Genomic DNA, 18,275 nt, shown 5'->3' on the forward strand with positions numbered 1-18,275 from the left:
CGTGAAACAAGAACACGTTCTAGCAATTGGAGGCCGTAGTGGAATTGATCCATCGGTTCGTTACGAGCAACGGCATTCGCATGCATGTCGCCGAGCAGGGCGAGGGGCATCCGGTGATCTTCTGCCACGGCTTTCCGCATACCTGGTTCATGTGGCATCGCCAGCTCGCGGCCGTCGCCGCGGCGGGTTACCGGGCCGTTGCCCCGGATTTGCGCGGATATGGGCGCACGGAAGTGCCTACCGATATCGAGGACTACAGCAACCGCGCTGTCATCGGCGATCTGCTCGGTCTGCTGGATGAGATGGGTGCCGAGCAGGCGGTCTTCGTCGGTCTGGACTTCGGGGCCGCGCTGGTGTGGGAGCTGGCGTTGCGCGCGCCGGAGCGGGTGAGCGGTGTCATCGTTCTCAATAATCCGTTCGCCCCGCGGCCGCCGCGCGCGCCATCGCAGCTGTGGGCCAAGGCTGCTCAGCGTCACTTTCTGCATCTGGACTATTTCCAGAAGCCTGGCGTGGCCGATGCCGAACTCGGCGGTCGCACAAGGGAATTCCTGGCCCGCGTCTACTACTCGCTCAGCGCCGACTACCACTACCTCGACACCTGGCGTTTCCCAGCCGAGGGCACCGGCTACCTCGACGTTCTCCCCGAAGCCCCGCTGTTGCCGTGGCGCTGGCTCTCCATCGCCGAATTCGACACCCTGGCACAGGATTTCGAGCGCACCGGCTTCACCGGCGGACTCAACTGGTACCGCGTGCTCGATCGGAACTGGGAACTCACCGCCGAATTCGCCGACGCCGAGATCTCCGTTCCGACGTACTTCCTCTACGGCGACCGAGATCCGGATATGGAGGGCTTCAGCGGGCGCGACCCGCTCGCAACTCTGCGTGCGAATGTTCCCGATCTGCGCGCCGTCACCAAGATCGCGGACGCGGGTCACCTCGTGCAGTTGGAACGCACCGACGAGGTCAACGCTCTGATCACGAGCCACCTGCGCGACCTGGTCCCGAATCCGGCCCTCACGCAATAGCCGGGTCAGCGGTATTCGTTGGTCAATTCGGGGTAGTCGGCCCAGCTGGGGAGGGGGCGTCGGTCCAGGTAGGCGGTGAGTCGATCAAGTAGGTACTGCCAGCGTGGGCCGACCGAGCAGGCGTCGGCGGGGCAGATGTGGCGGCGGATCAGTTCGAGATTGGTGACGACGCCCACCTGGGTCATATGCATTTCGAGGATGCCGCCATCGATATGGATCACCAGATCATGTGGTGCGCGGCAGTCTTCGACACGGATTGCGATGGGGCCGGGGACCGGACCGTCGAACGGTTCGATGGTCAGGTTGCCATTGCCTCCGGTGACCTTGCCGAACCAGCGATCCAATTGCCTGTGTTCGGCGCAGGCGGACCATACGTCGAGTACGGGCATGCGGAACGACCGCAGAAAGTGCAGTAGTACCCGGCCCTCCTCGATCGCCCGATCGTGTTCGGGTCGTACCTCGCCGAGCATGGACATCGTGGTCATAGCCGTGCCCTTTCGCCGCTGGTCACCGTATGTCCACTGTATTTCCCCGGTGGCGCCGCCGAATCGGATTCGTCGGAAGTCGGCTACCGCGTGTCGGATCGGTCGGCGCCACGGGACAGATCTCAGGCCGCGATGAATCGTGTGCAATCGAATTCGTTGCTCAGCACACCCTGTCGAAAGGCATCGAACTCATCCTCGTCGAAGAGTAGTTCCACGCCATCGATCGGCTGGGGAACGGCGGCGCGGAAGACGTATCGGCCGTCGCGGCGCGATATCGCCAGATACCGGTCTTCGACGCGACCCGTCCGCACTCCGGCCTGGAAAGCATCGAACTGCTCGTCGGTGAATACCAGAATTTCCTTGTCGGGCAGCGACATTCCGGGTGTGTAGCGCTCGTCGGCGAGCTTGTCGTCCCAGACCGCAGTCCACCCGTTCTTGCGTGCGATGCACACGCAATTCTGGTTGGGCGAGCTGAAGGTCGCCTTCCGGAATTCGGCGACGGTGAAGGTGGGCTGCGTCATTGCATTTCCTTTCAACGGGTAGAGCAGGAGTCGCAGGGGTGGCAGACCCGTTGCTCGTCCTTCAAGGCTTATAGCCAACGGCGGCGAAATTACACGGCCGCGCTGTGTCTGCCCGGTCGACCGGTTGGTCCGGTCGCCAGTCCGGTGCGTAGGCGATACCGGGTTCGACCAGGTCCAGGCCGTCGTAGAGAGCGGTGAACTGGGCGCGGGTGCGCAAGGACACTGGATCGGAGGTCTCGTCGTACAGTGCGGCGGCCGCGGCCATTTGCTGCTTGATCTCCGGGCTGGCGTCGTCCAGGGAGACATGGGTCATCGCGGCATAGCTGCCCGAGGGGAGCCGGTCGCGTAATCGCGCCATCAACTCGTGCGGCTGGTCGGCGTCGGGCACGAACGGCCAGACGCTGACGATCAACAGGCCCAGCGGCTGCCCGAAGTCGATCAGCCGTCGGGTATCCGGATGGTCCAGAATCAGGTCGGGATAACGCAGGTCGGCCTCGATGACGGCGGTGTTGTCGAGGGCATCGCCGTGCAGCAGGAGATCGTGGGCGCGATTGACCGCTTCCAGATCGTTGTCGACATAGACCACGCGCGATTCCGGCGCCGATTCCCGTGCGACCTCGTGCGTATTGCCGACGGTGGGGAGTCCGGAACCGATATCGAGGAATTGCCGGATGCCCTGCCCCAGCATGAATCGTGTTGCACGGCGCAGGAATCCGCGGTTGTGATGCGCCCACACATCGAGGAATGGAAGTATTTCGAACAGTCGCTCACCGAAGATCTTGTCGACCTCGAAGACGGCTTCCCCGGACAGGTAGTAGTGGTACATGCGGGCGGCGGATGGTCGGCTCGCATCAATTTCTCGGGGCTCGAAGTCGGCGGACATCCGGGTGCTCCTGATTCGTCAAGTACTGGTGAATGTCTTGCGGCGCAACGATCGTGCGACGTGCTCCATGAACTTCCGGGAATCCGCGGCGCCGAGAGCGGCGGCACTGAGCCGGGACCATACGGTTTCGCGGGCGGCCACCGCGGGTTTGTCATCTATGTAGCGGATATCCCCCTGGCTCTCCACGATCGCCATCTCGAGGTCACCCGCGGCGCCCGGTGACGGCACCCGGACCAGGGTGTACCGGTCCTCCATCCCCGCCCCGCGGGTGGTGACGGTGAACGGGAGTACTTGGATCAGGATGTTCGGCCGTCTGGACAGACTCGACAGATGTTCGAGTTGTTCGAGCATCACCTCGCGCCCGCCGTATTCGCGGCGCAGACAGGATTCGGACAGGATCGCGCGGAACTCCGGCGGGTCCGCCTCGGTCAGGACCTGTTGCCGGGCCAGCCGCGCCTGCACCGACTCCTCGACGGTGACACGGTCGGCCGCGACCGGAGTGACCGGTTCGTGCAGTGCGCGAATGTAGGACTCACACTGCACGAGTCCCGGCATGATCTCCGCCTCGGCGGTGCGCAACAGACTGGCATGCGCCTCCAGATCGACGAGCAGTCGCAGGTCCTCGACGTAGGCGCGGCGATGGCCGGTGGTCCAGAAGCCGCGCTTGTGGTTGTCGCGGCGCAGTTCCTTGAGCGCCTCGACATAACCCGGATCGGTGAAACCCAGTGTGGTCGTGAGGAGTTCGAGATCGCCGACGCTGATCGCCCCGACTCCGTTGATCAGCTGGTTGATTCGGCTCTGGGTCGACTCGATGATTTTGCCCGCCTCGGTCTGGCTGACACCCGCGGTGCGGACCATATGCTCGATCTCGCGTCCCAGCAACAATTTTCGCGCGGTCCGTAATCGAGTTCCCATGGCTCCCCAGCGTATCGGTCTGACGCAACTCATCCGATTCACTTCCTGGAGCGTGATAATCACGCTAGCATTACCACACCAAAGATATCACGTCACGCCGAGGCAGTGGGTGTCATCGAGGACCGTCCCCTGCGTCGCGGTTTGAGGGGGCGTCGGATGACGACAGCCACGAACGATCGTCGGATGGTGCGAAATGTCCAGTAGCGCAGAGACAACCGCGCAGCGCTGTCGGCACTACCAACGCGATCTGGGACTGCCCGCGGTGATAATGCCCGACACCGAGACACGGATCATCGTGCAGACCGGACCCGTCAGTGCGGTGGTGATGCCCTCGAGGCTGGCAACGGAAGTCATCGCGGAGCAGCAGGGGCCGTTGGGGCCGGTGATAGAGCATCCGGCGTCGCGGCGGTGGGCCTTTCTGACCGGACCGTCCGGACCGTGTCCGGAGAGTCTGACGCCAGCGCTGCTGCGCTGGAACATCGGCGTCGCGTCGAACTACATTGTGCTGCCGTCTCCCGCTGACGAGCGACGCGGATTTCGGCGCTGGATCCACGAGCCGCACAACAGGTTTCGGCCGTCGATGCGAGAAATCCTGGAAGCGGTGCTGCGGTTGCGGCGATAACGGTTCCAGCGGGCGCGCGTACTCGCCGATACGAGGGGTCGGCGAGTGACGCGCGGTCCGGAACGGTTAGCGGGTGAGGAGTTTCGTGGCTGCGGATTCGATTCGGGATTCGTCGAGGAGGACGGTAGTGGCGGCCTGGCCCAAGGGGATGAAGGAGTCTTCGCTGGTTACGCGGGTTACGGGGCCGTTGAAACCGGCGTCGATCAGGGCGGTGCAGAGGGATTCGGAGACGCCGCCGGTGTGGCGGGTTTCGTCGGCGATGAGGACTCGGCCGGTGGCGCGGGCGTGGTGAAGTAGGTCGTCGAGGGGGAGGGGCGAGAGCCAGCGGAGGTCGAGCACGCGGGCTCGGATGCCGCGAGATGAGAGGCGTTGGGCCACACGCAGACTCATGGGGACGCCATTGGCGAAGGTGACGATGGTGAGGTCGGTGCCGTCGCCGTAGCTGCGGGCTCGGCCGATGGCGATGTGATCGGTGTCGGAAGGTGTTGCGAGCCAGGCGTTATCGCCAGGTTGGTGCAGGTCGCGGGTGTGGTAGAGGGCGATGGGTTCGAGGTAGAGGCACACGCGGCCGTCGACGCGAGCAGCGGAGACGCAGGTGCGGAGCATGGCGGCGGCATCATCGGCGCGAGCGGGGGAGGCGATGATCAAGCCCGGGATATCGCGCAGTGCCGCAATGGAATTATCGTTGTGGAAGTGGCCGCCGAACCCCTTCTGATAGCCATAACCGGCGATGCGGACGACCATCGGATTGCGGTATTGCCCCTGGGAGAAGAACGACAGTGTGGCGGCTTCTCCGCGCAGCTGGTCCGCGGCATTGTGCACGTAGGCGAGATACTGGATCTCCGGAATCGGCACGAATCCGGCGAGCCCGGCGCCCAGAGCCGTGCCGAGCACGCTCTGTTCGTCGAGCAGCGTATCGAAGACGCGGCGCACCCCGAACTGCTTCTGCAGCCCTTTGGTGACGCCGTACACGCCGCCCTTGCGGCCGACATCCTCGCCGAATACCAGGACGTCGTCGTCCCGGTCGAGCAGCGCGGCGAGCGTCTGATTGATCGCCTGCGCCAATGTCACCGAATCACCCTGTGTAACCGAGTGTCCTCGACGCAGAACATCGGCCTGCACGAGGTCCGCATGCGGCGGGGCCAGCGGTGCCATCACCGCAGCGGCAGAAGTCAATTTCGGTTCACGACAAACCAATTCGGCCGTAGCGGCGACGCGGCCACCGATTTCGTCGTAGCGTGCGATGACTTCGGTCGGAGTGGCGACACCGGAAGTGACCAGGAGGCGGCCGGTTGCAACCACCGGGTCACGGCGCAGGTCGGCGGTGATATCGGTGGGGCTGCGGTAGGCGGATTCGACATCGGACCCGGCGTGTCCCATGAGTCGTACGGTGCTCAGGTGGAGAAAGGCGGGCTTGCGATGTTCGCGCACCCAGTCGACCGCCTGGGTCGCGGTTGTCGCGACGTCGAGCAGATCGCAGCCGTCCGCGTCGAAATACTGCAGCCCGAGGCGGATGCCGTAGGACTGTTCGATCCAGCCGGGCGGGGTCGGGACGCTGATGCCGATGCCATTGTCCTCGCATACGAACAGCAGCGGTAGCGGAACCCCTTGGTGCGCGGTGTGAATCGCGGCATTGATGGCACCGGCCGCAGTGGAGTGATTGGCCGACGCATCGCCGAAACTACAGAGCACCACCGAATCCGACGGCCATTCGCAAGTGACGCCGAGCCGAGCCGCACGCTCGATCGCGAAGGCGAGCCCGACTGCGCGCGGCAGATGTGATGCGATGGTGGAGGTCTGCGGGATCACCGCGGCCGGTTTGCTGCCGAAAACCTTGTGACGGCCGCCGGATATCGGTTCGGTGGCCGCCGCGACCACGCCGAGCAGTACATCCCTGATCGGGTCCAGACCGGGCACCTGCCTGGCTCGGTGCACGAAGAATGCCCCGGAGCGATAGTGCAGCAGCGCCGGATCGGTGGGGCGCAGAGCTGCCGCAACCGCCGCATTGCCCTCATGCCCGGACGACCCGATGCTGTAATAACCGCGCTTGGCGCTGCCCAACCGGCGCGCTGCCAGGTCGAGATGCCTACTGGTCGCCTGTGATTCGAACAGGTCCAGGCACTGGGCTCCGGTGAGCCCTACCTCGTCGAGCGGCTGTTCGACAGGACGGCTGGGCCGCGGCTCCAGCGCCGACAGCTCGGCACGGAACCGCTCCTCGAGGTCGACTCGCTGTTCGGTCACGCTGTGATCATCTCCGACGAACGCTGCTCCGGGGACCTGATTTCGACGCTAATTCCGAAAGTATTCTGATCACCTTGGTAGTCGCAAGGAAATTCTCCGAGTATCCCGGTGTCGAATCGCGGATTTATCGGCCACAGCCAGAAGGATGCACAGCTTCAGCCCGACTGCTCGGTCTCCTCGATCGTCCGCCGCAGCAGATCGCGAGCGGAATCGAGATCAGCGGCCCGACGATCCAACTCCGCCAGCCGATCCCGCAACGCGGGCAGCACGCCAGGACAGGCCCGCAACGCACCGTCGTGTACAGCGCACGGCAGCAACTGCCCGATCACCCGGGTTGAGAGCCCCGCCGCGAGCAATGCGCGAATCTGCCCGACTCGCTGCTCGGCATCCGCGTCGTACTCGCGATACCCATTGTGGCGGCGTTCGGCCGACAGCAGCCCGACCCGCTCGTAGTACCGCAGCAGCCGCTCACTGGTGCGGGTACGGCTGGCCAGCTCACCGATCAGCATGATTTGACCTTCCCATGGTGTCAGGGATCAACACTCGACCCCGCAACTCGATTCCATAAGGAGAGATGTTGATCATCGACGCACACAGCCACGTCCACGACCCACTCGCCGACCACATCGCGCTGCTGGACGAGGCAGGCGTGGACAAGACCATCCTGTTCATGACCCGACCACATCCCGAACGAGCCGGAAACCTCACCAAACTACGCGACGAGATGGACCTGCTGACGCAGGCCCTCGCTGGCGGCGGCGCCCTCGGCCGGGAAACGGCCCGGCGCGAACTCGATGCGGCAATCGCCGCCTACCCGGAGCGCTTCATCGGATTCGCCTCGGTGCCGCTCGACACGCCCGATGCCGACGCGATCGTCGAACGTGACGTAGTCGGGCGCGGACTGCGCGGCATCGGTGAGTTGACCCCGCCGCCGGACCGAGCGGCCCTGATCGAGCCGGTACTCCGCGCCGCCACCGACCACGATGGACTTCCTGTCGTCGTGCACGGCGCCGCACCCACAACCGCCGCTGACCTGCGCACTCTGACCGACCTCGCGCGACGCTACCCACGAGTGCCGCTCGTGGTCTCCCAACTCGGCGGCGCGCACTGGATGGACGCGATCGAACTGGTCCGCGACACCCCGAACATGTATCTGGAACTGTCCACTGCCAGTATCGTTTTCGCGGTCCGTCTGGCCATAGCCGAAATTCCCGAGCGGACCCTCTTCGGCTCGGATGCCCCCTATGGCGACCCGGTCATCGCACGCATCACCGTCGAACGCGCCACCCGCTCACCAAACGTGCGTGAACTGGTCCTCGGCGCGACCGCGCAGCAGTTGCTGAGTTAGCTCGCGGCATCCGGCAAGGCCGCGGCGGCGTCCCGATCCAACAGCCACGTAGTGGATTCCGACCCGACGGCACCCGCCGAGGGAATCTCCACCGGATCCGCACCGGCAACCGCCGCGGCAACGGCTTCGGCCTTGGCGGCACCACCGACAACCAGCACAACATGGCGACTGTGCCGCACCGCGGGCAGCGTCAGCGTGACCCGCACCGATGGCGGCTTCGGCGAATCCGGTACCGCGACAACGAGTTCGTGCTGTTCGCGCACCGCATCGGTATGCGGGAACAGCGAATTCACATGCCCTTCGCCACCCATACCGAGCAGATGCAGATCGAAGGCCCCGTGCTCGGCCAGGTGCGCGTGCACTGCCGCCGCATACTCGGCTGCGGCCTCGACCGGATCCGGATACTCACCGTCGGAGGTGGCAACCGGATGCACCCGCGACGGATCGACCGGCACATGATCCAGCAGCGCCTGCCGCGCTTGCAGATCATTGCGCTCCGAATCGCTCGCGGGCACGAATCGTTCGTCACCCCAGAACACATCGAGCCGCGACCAGTCGATATCGCCGGGCGTCTTACGGACCAATTCCAACAGTCCGATCCCGGTCCCACCGCCGGTCAACACCACCGATGCGGAGCCACGTTCGGTCTGCGCCGCCACGACGACCGCGACGAATCGCGCGGCCGCGGCGGCGATCAAGGCATCGGTGTCGTCGTGTACTTCGACGGTGCTCGCGGGAACGTTCGTGCGCTCACTCATAGGTCACCTTCTCGATTCCGGCGAGTGCCTCGGCATAGATCTCGTCGGCATCCAGCCGTCGCAGTTCCTCGGCGAGGCAGTCGCGAGTTTCTCGGCGCGCCAGGGCGATTCGCTGATCCGGATCACCGGTGCGAGTGAGTGTCGCGGTGCGCCCGGTCTGCGGCCGTTCGATCGCGATCGACACTGTCGGGCGATGCACCTCCACGCGCAACGGACCCGAGCGGCGACGCACCGGGCAGTTGAGCCGGGCGGCCAACCAGCCCGCGAGCATATCGAGCGCGGGTTCTTCGCGCAGTCCGGAGATGATCACCGAATCCACCGGCTCGAACGGCGGTTCGTCCATGGCGGCCGCCAACAGCGCCCGCCAGTAGGTGATGCGACTCCACGCCAGATCGGTGTCGCCCGAGGCGTAGGAGCCGAGCCGCTTCTTGATCGTCGCCTGCGGATCGGCGGCGAAGGTGGCGTCGGTGATGCGGCGAGTCGCCAAGCGCCCCACCGAATCCTTGGACGGGAACTCCGGGGCACCACGCGGCCACCACGCCACCACCGGGGTGTCCGGCAGCAGGAACGGGATGACGACGCTGCTCTCGTGGTTGATCAGATCCCCCTGCAGCCGCAGCACTATCACTTCGGCCGCTCCGGCATCACCGCCGACGCGGATCTGGGCATCCAACCGGGTCTCGGCCTCGCGATCCCCGCGCGCCAAAACGACAACACGGCAGGGATGTTCGCGGCTGGCGTCATTGGCGGCGTCGATGGCGTCTTCGGCCTCGGAGCTGTCCAACGTACACACGACCAGGGTCAGCACCCGGCCCATGGTGATCACACCATTGCTCTCCCGAAGGCGCACCAGGCGTTTGGTGACCTCGGCGGTGGTGGTCTGCGGCATATCGACGATCATGGCCGCCGCCATTCGCGCCCGGTGCGGGCCAGCATCTCATCGGCCGACGCTGGACCCCAGGTCCCCGCCTCGTACTGTTCGGGTTTACCGTCGGCGGCCCAGTGCTCGAGCACCGGATCCAGGATGCGCCAGGACAATTCGACCTCCGCGTTCACCGGGAACAGGGACGGCACCCCGAGCAGCACATCGAGGATCAGGCGTTCATAGGCCTCGGGGGAGGATTCGGTGAACGCCTCGCCGTAGCTGAAATCCATATTGACGTCGCGCACTTCCATGCTCGACCCCGGCACCTTCGAACCGAATCGGGTGGTGATGCCCTCATCGGGCTGCACCCGGATGACCACTGCGTTCTGCCCGAGATCCTCGGTCATGGTCTGGTCGAACGGCAGATGCGGGGCCCGCTTGAACACCACCGCGATCTCGGTCACCCTGCGGCCCAGGCGTTTTCCAGTGCGCAGGTAGAACGGCACACCCGCCCAGCGGCGGGTGTCGATCTCGAGGGTGATCGCCGCGTAGGTCTCCGTGCGCGATTGCGGGTCGAAACCCTCCTCGTCGAGCAGTCCGACCACATGCTCGCCGCCCTGCCAGCCTTCGGCGTACTGTCCGCGCGCGGTGGTTCCATCGAGGGGCTCGACGAGTTTGGTCGCCGAGAGCACCTTGATCTTCTCCGCCTGCAGCTGCTTGGGCTCGAAGCTGATCGGCTCCTCCATGGCGGTCAGCGCGAGCAGCTGCAGCAGGTGGTTCTGGATGACATCGCGGGCCGCGCCGATACCATCGTAATAGCCTGCGCGCCCGCCCAATCCGATGTCCTCGGCCATGGTGATCTGCACATGGTCGACGTAATTGGCATTCCAGATCGGTTCGTAGAGCTGGTTGGCGAAGCGCAGCGCCAGGATGTTCTGCACCGTCTCCTTGCCGAGATAGTGATCGATGCGGAATACCGTCTCCTCCGGGAACACCCGGTTGACCAGCGCGTTGAGTTCGACCGCGCTGTCCAGATCGTGGCCGAACGGCTTCTCGATCACCACCCGGCGCCACGGCTTGCGGCCCTCGCCCTCGGTTTTCGTCGGCTGGGCCAGTTTGTGCTCGGAGAGCTGATCGAGCACCACCGGGAACATATTCGGCGGAATCGACAGGTAGAAGGCGTGATTGCCGCCGGTGCCGCGGTCCTTGTCCAGCTTTGCCAGGACGTCGGCCAGTTTGGCGAAGGCGGAGTCGTCGTCGAAGGAGCCCTGCACGAAGCGGATGCCCTCGGCCAGGTGGTCCCAGACCTCCTGCCGAAAGGGTGTGCGTGCGTGCGCTTTTACCGCCTCGAGCACGACATTCGCGAAGTCCTCGTCCGCATAGTCCCGGCGGGCGAAGCCGACCAGCGCGAAGCCCGGGGGCAGCAGCCCCCGGTTCGACAGATCGTAGATGGCCGGCATCAGTTTCTTCCGGGACAGATCGCCGGTGACGCCGAAGATCACCATGCTGCACGGCCCCGCGATGCGGGGGACTCGCTTGTCCCGCTCGTCGCGGAGCGGGTTCCTCCAGGTATTCGTCTGAGTGCCGGCCATCGGGTCAGTTGTCCCCGGACTTGGCCAGTTCGCCTGCCGTGGCGGAAAGCAGCTCCTCCCACGACTTCTCGAACTTCTCCACACCCTCGCGCTCGAGCACGTCGAATACGTCGTCGAGGTCGATGCCGACCGCGGTGAGCTTGTCGAAGACCTCCTGCGCGGCTGCAGCGGTACCGCTGATGGCGTCGCCGCGGATCTCGCCGTGATCGGCGACGGCCTCGAGGGTCTTCTCCGGCAGCGTGTTCACCGTGTTCGGCGCGACGAGTTCGGTGACATACAGCGTGTCCGAGTACTCCGGATTCTTCACACCCGTCGAAGCCCACAGCGGCCGTTGCCGATTCGCACCGGAGGCGGCCAGATGCGCGTAGGTCGAGGTGTGCGCTCCACCGTCGAAGACATCCTGGTATTCGGCGTAGGCCAGGCGCGCGTTGGCGACACCCGCCTGTCCGCGCAGTGCCAGCGCCTCCGGTGTACCGATCGCCTCGAGTCGCTTATCGATCTCGGTGTCCACGCGGGAGACGAAGAACGAAGCGACCGAATGGATCTTGGCCAGGTCGTGGCTGGTGGCCTTGGCGCCGCGCAGACCGTCGAGGTAGGCGCCCATCACCTGGCGGTAGCGCTTGACCGAGAAGATCAGGGTCACGTTGACGCTGATGCCCTCCGCGATCACCCGGGTGATCGCGGGCAGGCCCGCCTCGGTGGCCGGAATCTTGATGAACAGGTTGGGCCGATCCACCGTCTTCCACAGGTCGATGGCCTGCGCGACCGTCTGCTCGGCGTCGAAGGCCAGGCGCGGGTCGACCTCGATGGAGACCCGGCCGTCGACACCGTTGCTGGCCTCGTAGACCCCGGCCAGCACATCGCAGGCCGCACGCACGTCGTCGGTGGTGATGGTCCGGATCGCGGAATCCACATCCGCGCCTTGGGCGGCAAGTTCTTTCACCTGGCCGTCGTAGGCGTGGCCCTGGCTCAGGGCGCCCTGGAAGATGGTCGGATTGGTGGTGACGCCGACGACGCTGCGGGTTTCGATGAGGTCGGCCAGGTTCCCGGACTGGATCCGGTCCCGCGACAGATCATCGAGCCACACCGAGACGCCCGCGGCGGAGAGGGCGGCGAGGTTTTCGTTCTGTGCCATGAGCTCTTATCCCTTCACGTTTTCCAGGGTGCGCTGCGCGGCAGCGACTACGGCTTCCGCGGTGATACCGAACTCGCGGAACAGGGTCTTGAAATCGGCCGAGGCACCGAAGTGCTCGATCGAAACGATCTCGCCCGAGTCACCGGTGAACCGGTACCACGGCATCGCGATACCGGCCTCGACGGCCACGCGAGCGGCGACCGCCGGTGGCAGCACCTCGTCCCGATATGCCTTGTCCTGCGCGTCGAACCACTCCACACATGGCATCGAGACCACGCGGGTGCCGATGCCCTGCGCCTCCAGCGTAGTGCGGGCGGCGACCGCGAGTTGGAGCTCGGATCCGGTCGCGATCAGGATTACCTGCGGGGTTCCGGTGGACGCCTCGGCCAGTACGTAGCCACCCTTCTTGACGCCCTCGTAGCTGGTGCCCTCGACGATCGGCAGATCCTGGCGGGTCAGCGCGAGGGCGGACGGCCCGTCCTGGTGGGCCGGTTCGGAGACCGAGAAGTGCGAGGTGTGCTCGCTGCTGTCGCGCTCGAGGATGGTGCGCCAGGCGTAGGTGGTCTCGTTGGCGTCGCCGGGGCGGACCACGTTCAGACCCGGAATCGCGCGCAGCGCGGCCAGATGTTCGATCGGCTGATGCGTCGGGCCGTCTTCACCGAGGCCGATCGAGTCGTGCGTCCACACGTATATCGCGGGTACCCGCATCAGTGCGGCCAGGCGCACGGCCGGGCGCATGTAGTCGGAGAAGACCAGGAACGTGCCGCCGTACGGACGGGTCGGTCCGTGCAGGGCGATGCCGTTCAGGATCGCGCCCATGGCGTGCTCGCGCACACCGAAGTGCAGGGTGCGGCCGTACGGGTTGGCCTTCCACATGCCGGTCGAGATCGACTCCGGACCGAAGCTCGGCGCGTCGGGCATGGTGGTGTTGTTGGATTCGGCGAGGTCGGCCGAACCGCCCCACAGCTCCGGCAGCACCGGCGCCAGCGCGGCGAGCACCTTGCCCGACGCCTTGCGGGTGGCCATACCCTTCGGATCCGCCTCGTAGGTCGGCAGATTCGCGGCCCAGCCTGCGGGCAGCTCACGCTTGGCGAGCCGATCGAACAGCGCCTTGTTCTGCGGGTTCGCGGCGGCCCACGTGTCGAACTGCTGCTGCCAGGCCGCATGCGCCTGCTGGCCGCGCTCGACGACCTTGCGGGTGTGCGCGATGACATCGTCGTCGACCTGGAAGTTCCTTTCCGGGTCGAAGCCGAGGATCTTCTTGGTGGCGGCCACTTCGTCGGCCCCGAGTGCGGCGCCGTGCGCGGCGCCGGTGTTCATCTTGTTCGGCGCGGGGAACCCGATGATGGTGCGCAGCACGATGATCGACGGCTTACCGGTCTCCGCCTTGGCCGCGGCCAGCGCCGCCTCGATGGCGACGACGTCCTCGCCGCCCTCGACCACCTGCACGTGCCAGCCGTAGGCCGCGTAGCGCTCGGCGACATCCTCGGTGAAGGCGATGGTGGTGTCGTCCTCGATGGAGATCTTGTTGTCGTCGTAGATCACGACCAGGTTGCCCAGTTGCTGGGTGCCCGCGAGCGAGGAGGCCTCGGAGGTGACGCCCTCCTCCATATCACCGTCGGAGGCGATGACGTAGATGAAGTGGTCGAACGGGCTGGTGCCCGGTGCGGCGTCCGGGTCGAACAGACCGCGCTCGCGCCGTGCGGCCATCGCCATACCGACCGCGGAGGCCAGACCCTGACCCAGCGGGCCGGTGGTGATCTCGACGCCGTCGGTGTGGCGGAATTCGGGATGGCCCGGGGTGAGCGAGCCCCACTTGCGCAGGTGCTCGAGATCGTTCAGCTCCAGACCGTATCCGGCCAGGTAGAGCTGGATGTACTGGGTGATGCTGGAGTGACCGCAGGACAGTACGAAGCGGTCCCGGCCGACCCAGCTCGGATCGCTCGGGTCCAGGCGCATGGTGCGCTGGTAGAGCGTGTAGGCCAGCGGTGCGAGGCTCATCGCGGTGCCGGGGTGCCCGTTCCCGGCGTTCTGCACCGAATCGGCGGCTAGAACCCGAACGGTGTCGACGGCCTTGGTGTCCAGATCCGTCCAGTCGTCCGGGTGATGCGGCTGAGTGAGGGCGCGGATGTCGTCTGTCACTGACACGACCGAGGTTCTCCTGACATTGTTTCGTCGACGGCGGCGGAGGGGTGCGCGCACGGCAGCTGTGGAATGCGAACCGGGTTTACCCCAACCACCCTAGATGTGCCCGATGACCGGCATGTGAGGAACCCGGCTTAGTTCGGGTGTCGAATCGCTCCGACAGTGTGCCGGAGCGAGGGGCTATGGAAAGAAGGCTGTGCGGCTGGGTCTACCATCGTGTGTAGTAGTTGCCGCCTCGCACCAGCTCGAGCAGGGGAGCGCGGCGGCGGTTTCATGCCGGATGCGATGCACAGCGTGCGAGGAGAGACAGTGCGGATTGGGCAACAGCCGGGTGGCAATGGTGCACACGGCTCCTCCGCGACGGCGCTGGCCGACCGGTTGACCGGCGACGGCCTGCTGTCCCGACTACTGCGGCGACCCCTCGCCTATATCGCGTTGACCAAGCCGCGCGTCATCGAGCTGTTGCTGGTCGCGACCATTCCGACGATGCTGCTGGCCGATCGCGGCCATGTCGACATCCGGCTGATCCTGGTCACGCTGTTCGGCGGTTGGATGGGCGCCGCGAGCGCCAATACGCTCAACTGCGTCGCCGACGCCGATATCGACAAGGTGATGAAGCGGACCGCGAAGCGGCCGCTGGCCAGAGAGGCCGTGCCGACATCGCACGCCTTCGTCTTCGGTGTCACGCTCGGCATCGGTTCCTTCGCCTGGCTGTGGTGGCAGGCGAATCTGCTCAGCGGCCTGCTGGTCGTCGCGACGATCCTGTTCTACGTCTTCGTGTACACCCTCGGCCTCAAGCGCCGCACCTCGCAGAATGTGGTGTGGGGCGGCGCGGCCGGGTGTATGCCCGCGCTGGTCGGCTGGTCGGCGGTGACCGGAAATATCGGCTGGCCCGCGATCGCGCTGTTCGGTGTCATCTTCTTCTGGACGCCGCCGCACACCTGGGCTTTGGCCATGCGCTACAAGGAGGATTACCGCGCGGCCGGTGTGCCGATGCTGCCGGTCGTGGCGACCGAGCAGGCCGTCACCAAGCAGATCGTCATCTACACCTGGCTCACCGTGCTCACCACTCTCGCGCTGGTCCCCGCGACCGGTGTGGTCTACGCGGCCGTCGCGCTGGTGGCCGGAGCGTGGTTCCTGCTCATGGCGCACCAGCTGTACTCCGGTGTGCGGCGCGGTGAATCGGTGAAGCCGCTGCGACTGTTCCTGCAGTCCAACAACTATCTGGCCGTGGTGTTCTGTGGTCTGGCGGTGGATTCGGTGCTCGGGTGGGACACGATCGGCAGCTTCTTCGGCTAGGTCAGCCGATGTATCCGTCGGGCCGGACTCGTACAGCGGTGCCGTCGACCGCGGCATAGGCGGTGAAGGCGTGACCGTCGACATCCACGACATACCGTCCGGTCGCCTTGTCGCCGGGGCGGATCACCGAGTACACCTCGACACCGGGTTCGGGCGGTACGTCGGTTTCGCCGAATGACAGCAGGGTCGCATGCGGTCCGCGGAACAGGTCGAACAGTCGGATCGGCCGCCCCTCGGCATCTTTGATCGGTGCGTCGGGTGCGCGATCACCAGCGACGAGCACGCCATGGTGGGCGGGATTTCGGTAGCTGATATCCAATTGACGCGTCTCCTCGCCGCGCTGCATGGCGTCCTCGGCACCGTCGACCAGCTTGCCCAAGAGTTCGGTACTGATCCCGAGCACCCGTGCGGCCACTGTGCGGCGTTCTGATTCGTAGCTGTCCAGCAGTGATTCGTCGCCTGCGACCGCGGCGGCGAGCTTCCAGCCGAGGTTGTAGGCATCCTGGATACCGGTGTTCATGCCCTGTCCGCCGGTGGGCGGATGCACATGCGCGGCGTCGCCCGCGAGGAATACCCGACCCTCCCGGAATCGTTGCGCCAGACGGATATTCGGTCGCCACACCGTCGCCCAGGTGAGATCGGTCAGGACGATGTCCAGATTTCCGGCATAGCGGTCGACGAACTCCTGCAGTACCTCGAGGGTGGGCTCGGCGTCGGTCTCCAATGGCGCGCCGAACTGGAACTGGCTGCCACCGGGCAACGGGGACAACATGATTCCCTCCATCGGCCGACCGGCCGCGGCGAACCAGTAGCCGTAGTGGTGATCGAGCGCCTCGGCACCGACATCGCCCAGCAGCATCCGGATCGAATCGTCGGTGGTGCCTTCGAACGGAATGCCGAGCGTCTTGCGGACGGTGCTCTTCCCGCCGTCCGCGCCGACCAGATAGACGACACGCAACGTCTCGACGACACCGTCGTGCGTCAATTCGACGCTGACGCCCGTCTCGTCCTGTTCGAAACCGACCAGCGCCGTCGCGAGTTCGACCCGCACGCCGAACTCCGCGAGCCGGGCACGCAGTATCGCCTCGGTCCGCGACTGCCCGAGCACCCAGAGGTTGGGGTAGGGGACCGCGGGCGTCGGCTCGACCGGTTCGGCCATCCGATGTTCGCCCGCGAATTCACCGCCGAAGTACGCGCGGATCGTCGGTGAGGGTGATCCGGCCCGGCGGACCGCATCCAGGACGCCGAGGTCGTCGAAAACCTCGAGCGTGCGCGGCTGGATACCGTCGCCGCGCGATCCGGCGAAGAATTCGGTGGCCCGGTCGATGACCCGCACCGGGATATTGCGGCGGGCCAGGTCGATGGCGAGGGTGAGGCCGGTGGGTCCGGCACCCGCGATGAGCACTTGCGTTCGGTCGTGCACGATATCTCCGTACTGAATTGCGTGGGTTGGTTACCGTAGGTGGATCAATCCGCGACCACGACTACCCGGGCGGCGCCGAATTGCGCGGTGGCCCAAGCGTCTTCGATCTTCGAGAGCGGGAACTCCTGCACGGCGGTGTCCAATCGGCCATCGGTGATCAACTGCATGTATTCGGGGATCGCGGCCAGGATCGACTGCACCGAGGCGGACCCGGCCCCGCTTCCGGAGATCGTGATGCGACGGCTGCGCAACAGCGCCGCCGGAACGGCCGCTTCGGCACCTGCCGTGGCGCCGATCTGGATGTATGCGATATCCGCGTCGTCCTCGGTCAGGCCATGGCGTCCGAGCGCCGCGAAGGCGGCCTCGGCTGGTGCGCCCCACACATAGTCGAGCACCAGGCTCGGCGCCACGGTGCCGATCGCCTCGGTCAGTGCCGACGCGCCGTTGCACGGCCGTTGGCGGGTGGTTACGGCAGCAGGACGATCGAGCCGGTGGTCTTGCGGCCCTCGAGATCGCGGTGCGCCTGCTCGGCCTCGGCCAGCGGATATGTAGCGCCGATCCGCACATGCAGCGTTCCATCGGCGATCGCGGTGAGAATATCGGTTGCGCGCCAGAGCAATTCGGCACGGTCGCGGGTGTAGTGCACCAGCGTGGGACGGGTGACGAACAGCGACCCCGCCGGGTTGAGGCGCTGCAGATCGAAGGGCGGTACCGGGCCGCTTGCCGCGCCGAAGAGGGCCAGCGTGCCGCGCACTCGCAGAGATGCGAGGCTGGCCTCGAACGTGGCCGCGCCGACGCCGTCGTATACGGCCGCGACGCCGACGCCCTCGGTGCGTGCACGAACCTGATCTGCGAGATCATCGCTGTAGCGCAGCACCTCGCTCGCGCCTGCCTCGCGGGACAGTTTTTCCTTCGCGTCCGAGGAGACGGTGGTGATCACCCGCACCCCCCGCGCGACGGCGAGCTGCGTGAGCATCAGACCGACGCCGCCCGCGCCCGCATGCACCAGCACGGTCTC

At 65.9% G+C, this 18,275-nt stretch carries 18 protein-coding genes; 4 read left to right on the forward strand and 14 right to left on the reverse strand.

Translation table 11 applies throughout. The features are described from left to right. Window positions 1-38: 38 nt before the first annotated feature. A complete protein-coding gene (locus tag NP3_RS20610) occupies window positions 39-1,025 on the forward strand; it encodes an alpha/beta fold hydrolase (RefSeq protein ID WP_084508732.1) in 987 nt (328 codons plus the stop codon). Window positions 1,026-1,030: 5 nt separating this feature from the next. Here NP3_RS20610 and NP3_RS20615 read toward each other — a convergent pair whose 3' ends face one another. From NP3_RS20615 to NP3_RS20630, 4 genes are all read right to left on the reverse strand, one after another. Then, window positions 1,031-1,510: an SRPBCC family protein gene (locus NP3_RS20615; RefSeq protein ID WP_063043247.1), complete on the reverse strand. Its 480-nt coding sequence runs from the start codon at window positions 1,508-1,510 to the stop codon at window positions 1,031-1,033. A gap of 122 nt (window positions 1,511-1,632) precedes the next feature. Next, window positions 1,633-2,031 (reverse strand): DUF397 domain-containing protein, encoded by a 399-nt coding sequence (locus tag NP3_RS20620; protein WP_063043227.1) that lies wholly within the window; start codon window positions 2,029-2,031, stop codon window positions 1,633-1,635. Between the two features lie 61 nt (window positions 2,032-2,092). Further along, on the reverse strand, window positions 2,093-2,914 hold the full coding sequence (locus NP3_RS20625) for an SAM-dependent methyltransferase (RefSeq protein ID WP_063043228.1): 822 nt from the start codon (window positions 2,912-2,914) through the stop codon (window positions 2,093-2,095). An 18-nt stretch (window positions 2,915-2,932) separates the two neighbouring features. Continuing rightward, window positions 2,933-3,829, reverse strand: coding sequence for a DUF5753 domain-containing protein (locus tag NP3_RS20630; RefSeq protein ID WP_063043229.1), 897 nt, complete (start codon window positions 3,827-3,829; stop codon window positions 2,933-2,935). Between the two features lie 193 nt (window positions 3,830-4,022). Here NP3_RS20630 and NP3_RS20635 point away from each other — a divergent pair, with 193 nt between their 5' ends. Beyond that, window positions 4,023-4,451, forward strand: a complete 429-nt coding sequence (locus NP3_RS20635) for a hypothetical protein (RefSeq protein ID WP_063043230.1) — start codon at window positions 4,023-4,025, stop codon at window positions 4,449-4,451. A 66-nt stretch (window positions 4,452-4,517) separates the two neighbouring features. Here the strand turns inward: NP3_RS20635 and NP3_RS20640 are convergent, their stop codons facing one another. Together NP3_RS20640 and NP3_RS20645 are read right to left on the reverse strand one after the other, a co-directional pair. After that, on the reverse strand, window positions 4,518-6,692 hold the full coding sequence (locus tag NP3_RS20640) for a thiamine pyrophosphate-dependent enzyme (RefSeq protein WP_063043231.1): 2,175 nt from the start codon (window positions 6,690-6,692) through the stop codon (window positions 4,518-4,520). Between the two features lie 155 nt (window positions 6,693-6,847). Continuing rightward, window positions 6,848-7,201 (reverse strand): MerR family transcriptional regulator, encoded by a 354-nt coding sequence (locus NP3_RS20645; RefSeq protein WP_063043232.1) that lies wholly within the window; start codon window positions 7,199-7,201, stop codon window positions 6,848-6,850. Between the two features lie 65 nt (window positions 7,202-7,266). Here NP3_RS20645 and NP3_RS20650 point away from each other — a divergent pair, with 65 nt between their 5' ends. After that, entirely contained in the window at window positions 7,267-8,040 is a 774-nt protein-coding gene (locus tag NP3_RS20650) for an amidohydrolase family protein (RefSeq protein ID WP_218024884.1), read from the forward strand. On the opposite strand, the gene pgl is transcribed toward NP3_RS20650, so the two are convergent. Genes pgl through tkt form a run of 5 tightly spaced genes read right to left on the reverse strand, consistent with a single transcriptional unit; the run spans window position 8,037 to window position 14,538 of the window. Next, the gene (gene pgl, locus NP3_RS20655; protein ID WP_063043233.1) at window positions 8,037-8,798 is read right to left on the reverse strand and encodes a 6-phosphogluconolactonase; all 762 of its coding nucleotides are present in this window, start codon (window positions 8,796-8,798) and stop codon (window positions 8,037-8,039) included. The two genes, NP3_RS20650 and pgl, sit on opposite strands and share 4 nt — an antisense overlap. Continuing rightward, on the reverse strand, window positions 8,791-9,699 hold the full coding sequence (gene opcA / locus NP3_RS20660) for a glucose-6-phosphate dehydrogenase assembly protein OpcA (protein WP_084508733.1): 909 nt from the start codon (window positions 9,697-9,699) through the stop codon (window positions 8,791-8,793). Before opcA ends, pgl begins: the two co-directional genes overlap by 8 nt. Beyond that, complete coding sequence (zwf, locus tag NP3_RS20665; protein WP_063043235.1) at window positions 9,696-11,255, reverse strand: glucose-6-phosphate dehydrogenase; 1,560 nt, start codon at window positions 11,253-11,255, stop codon at window positions 9,696-9,698. Before zwf ends, opcA begins: the two co-directional genes overlap by 4 nt. A 4-nt stretch (window positions 11,256-11,259) precedes the next feature. Continuing rightward, window positions 11,260-12,390: a transaldolase gene (tal, locus tag NP3_RS20670; RefSeq protein WP_063043236.1), complete on the reverse strand. Its 1,131-nt coding sequence runs from the start codon at window positions 12,388-12,390 to the stop codon at window positions 11,260-11,262. A gap of 6 nt (window positions 12,391-12,396) precedes the next feature. Next, on the reverse strand, window positions 12,397-14,538 hold the full coding sequence (gene tkt / locus NP3_RS20675; protein ID WP_063043237.1) for a transketolase: 2,142 nt from the start codon (window positions 14,536-14,538) through the stop codon (window positions 12,397-12,399). Window positions 14,539-14,844: 306 nt separating this feature from the next. Between tkt and NP3_RS20680 the strand changes: the two genes are divergently transcribed. Then, window positions 14,845-15,834 carry a heme o synthase gene (locus tag NP3_RS20680; protein WP_063043249.1) on the forward strand — a complete coding sequence of 330 codons (990 nt, stop codon included), beginning with the start codon at window positions 14,845-14,847 and terminating at the stop codon, window positions 15,832-15,834. A gap of 1 nt (window position 15,835) precedes the next feature. Here NP3_RS20680 and NP3_RS20685 read toward each other — a convergent pair whose 3' ends face one another. The 3 genes from NP3_RS20685 to NP3_RS20695 form a co-directional block, all read right to left on the reverse strand. Next, window positions 15,836-17,257, reverse strand: a complete 1,422-nt coding sequence (locus NP3_RS20685; RefSeq protein WP_063043238.1) for an FAD-dependent monooxygenase — start codon at window positions 17,255-17,257, stop codon at window positions 15,836-15,838. A gap of 44 nt (window positions 17,258-17,301) precedes the next feature. Further along, entirely contained in the window at window positions 17,302-17,667 is a 366-nt protein-coding gene (locus tag NP3_RS20690) for a hypothetical protein (protein WP_063043239.1), read from the reverse strand. A gap of 56 nt (window positions 17,668-17,723) precedes the next feature. Beyond that, on the reverse strand, window positions 17,724-18,275 hold a 552-nt coding region (locus NP3_RS20695; protein WP_157124422.1), incomplete at its 5' end, for a zinc-binding dehydrogenase.

It is taken from the genome of Nocardia pseudovaccinii NBRC 100343, assembly GCF_001613225.1.
Taxonomy (GTDB): Bacteria; Actinomycetota; Actinomycetes; order Mycobacteriales; family Mycobacteriaceae; genus Nocardia; species Nocardia pseudovaccinii.

Bases quoted from the DNA above. Each gene is read 5' to 3' on its own strand.
- opcA (WP_084508733.1), bottom strand. From the start codon at position 9,699: ATGATCGTCGATATGCCGCAGACCACCACCGCCGAGGTCACCAAACGC.
- NP3_RS20635 (WP_063043230.1), top strand. From the start codon at position 4,023: ATGTCCAGTAGCGCAGAGACAACCGCGCAGCGCTGTCGGCACTACCAA.
- NP3_RS20650 (WP_218024884.1), top strand. From the start codon at position 7,267: ATGTTGATCATCGACGCACACAGCCACGTCCACGACCCACTCGCCGAC.
- NP3_RS20620 (WP_063043227.1), bottom strand. From the start codon at position 2,031: ATGACGCAGCCCACCTTCACCGTCGCCGAATTCCGGAAGGCGACCTTC.
- NP3_RS20630 (WP_063043229.1), bottom strand. From the start codon at position 3,829: ATGGGAACTCGATTACGGACCGCGCGAAAATTGTTGCTGGGACGCGAG.
- NP3_RS20645 (WP_063043232.1), bottom strand. From the start codon at position 7,201: ATGCTGATCGGTGAGCTGGCCAGCCGTACCCGCACCAGTGAGCGGCTG.
- NP3_RS20615 (WP_063043247.1), bottom strand. From the start codon at position 1,510: ATGACCACGATGTCCATGCTCGGCGAGGTACGACCCGAACACGATCGG.
- tal (WP_063043236.1), bottom strand. From the start codon at position 12,390: ATGGCACAGAACGAAAACCTCGCCGCCCTCTCCGCCGCGGGCGTCTCG.
- NP3_RS20625 (WP_063043228.1), bottom strand. From the start codon at position 2,914: ATGTCCGCCGACTTCGAGCCCCGAGAAATTGATGCGAGCCGACCATCC.
- zwf (WP_063043235.1), bottom strand. From the start codon at position 11,255: ATGGCCGGCACTCAGACGAATACCTGGAGGAACCCGCTCCGCGACGAG.
- pgl (WP_063043233.1), bottom strand. From the start codon at position 8,798: ATGAGTGAGCGCACGAACGTTCCCGCGAGCACCGTCGAAGTACACGAC.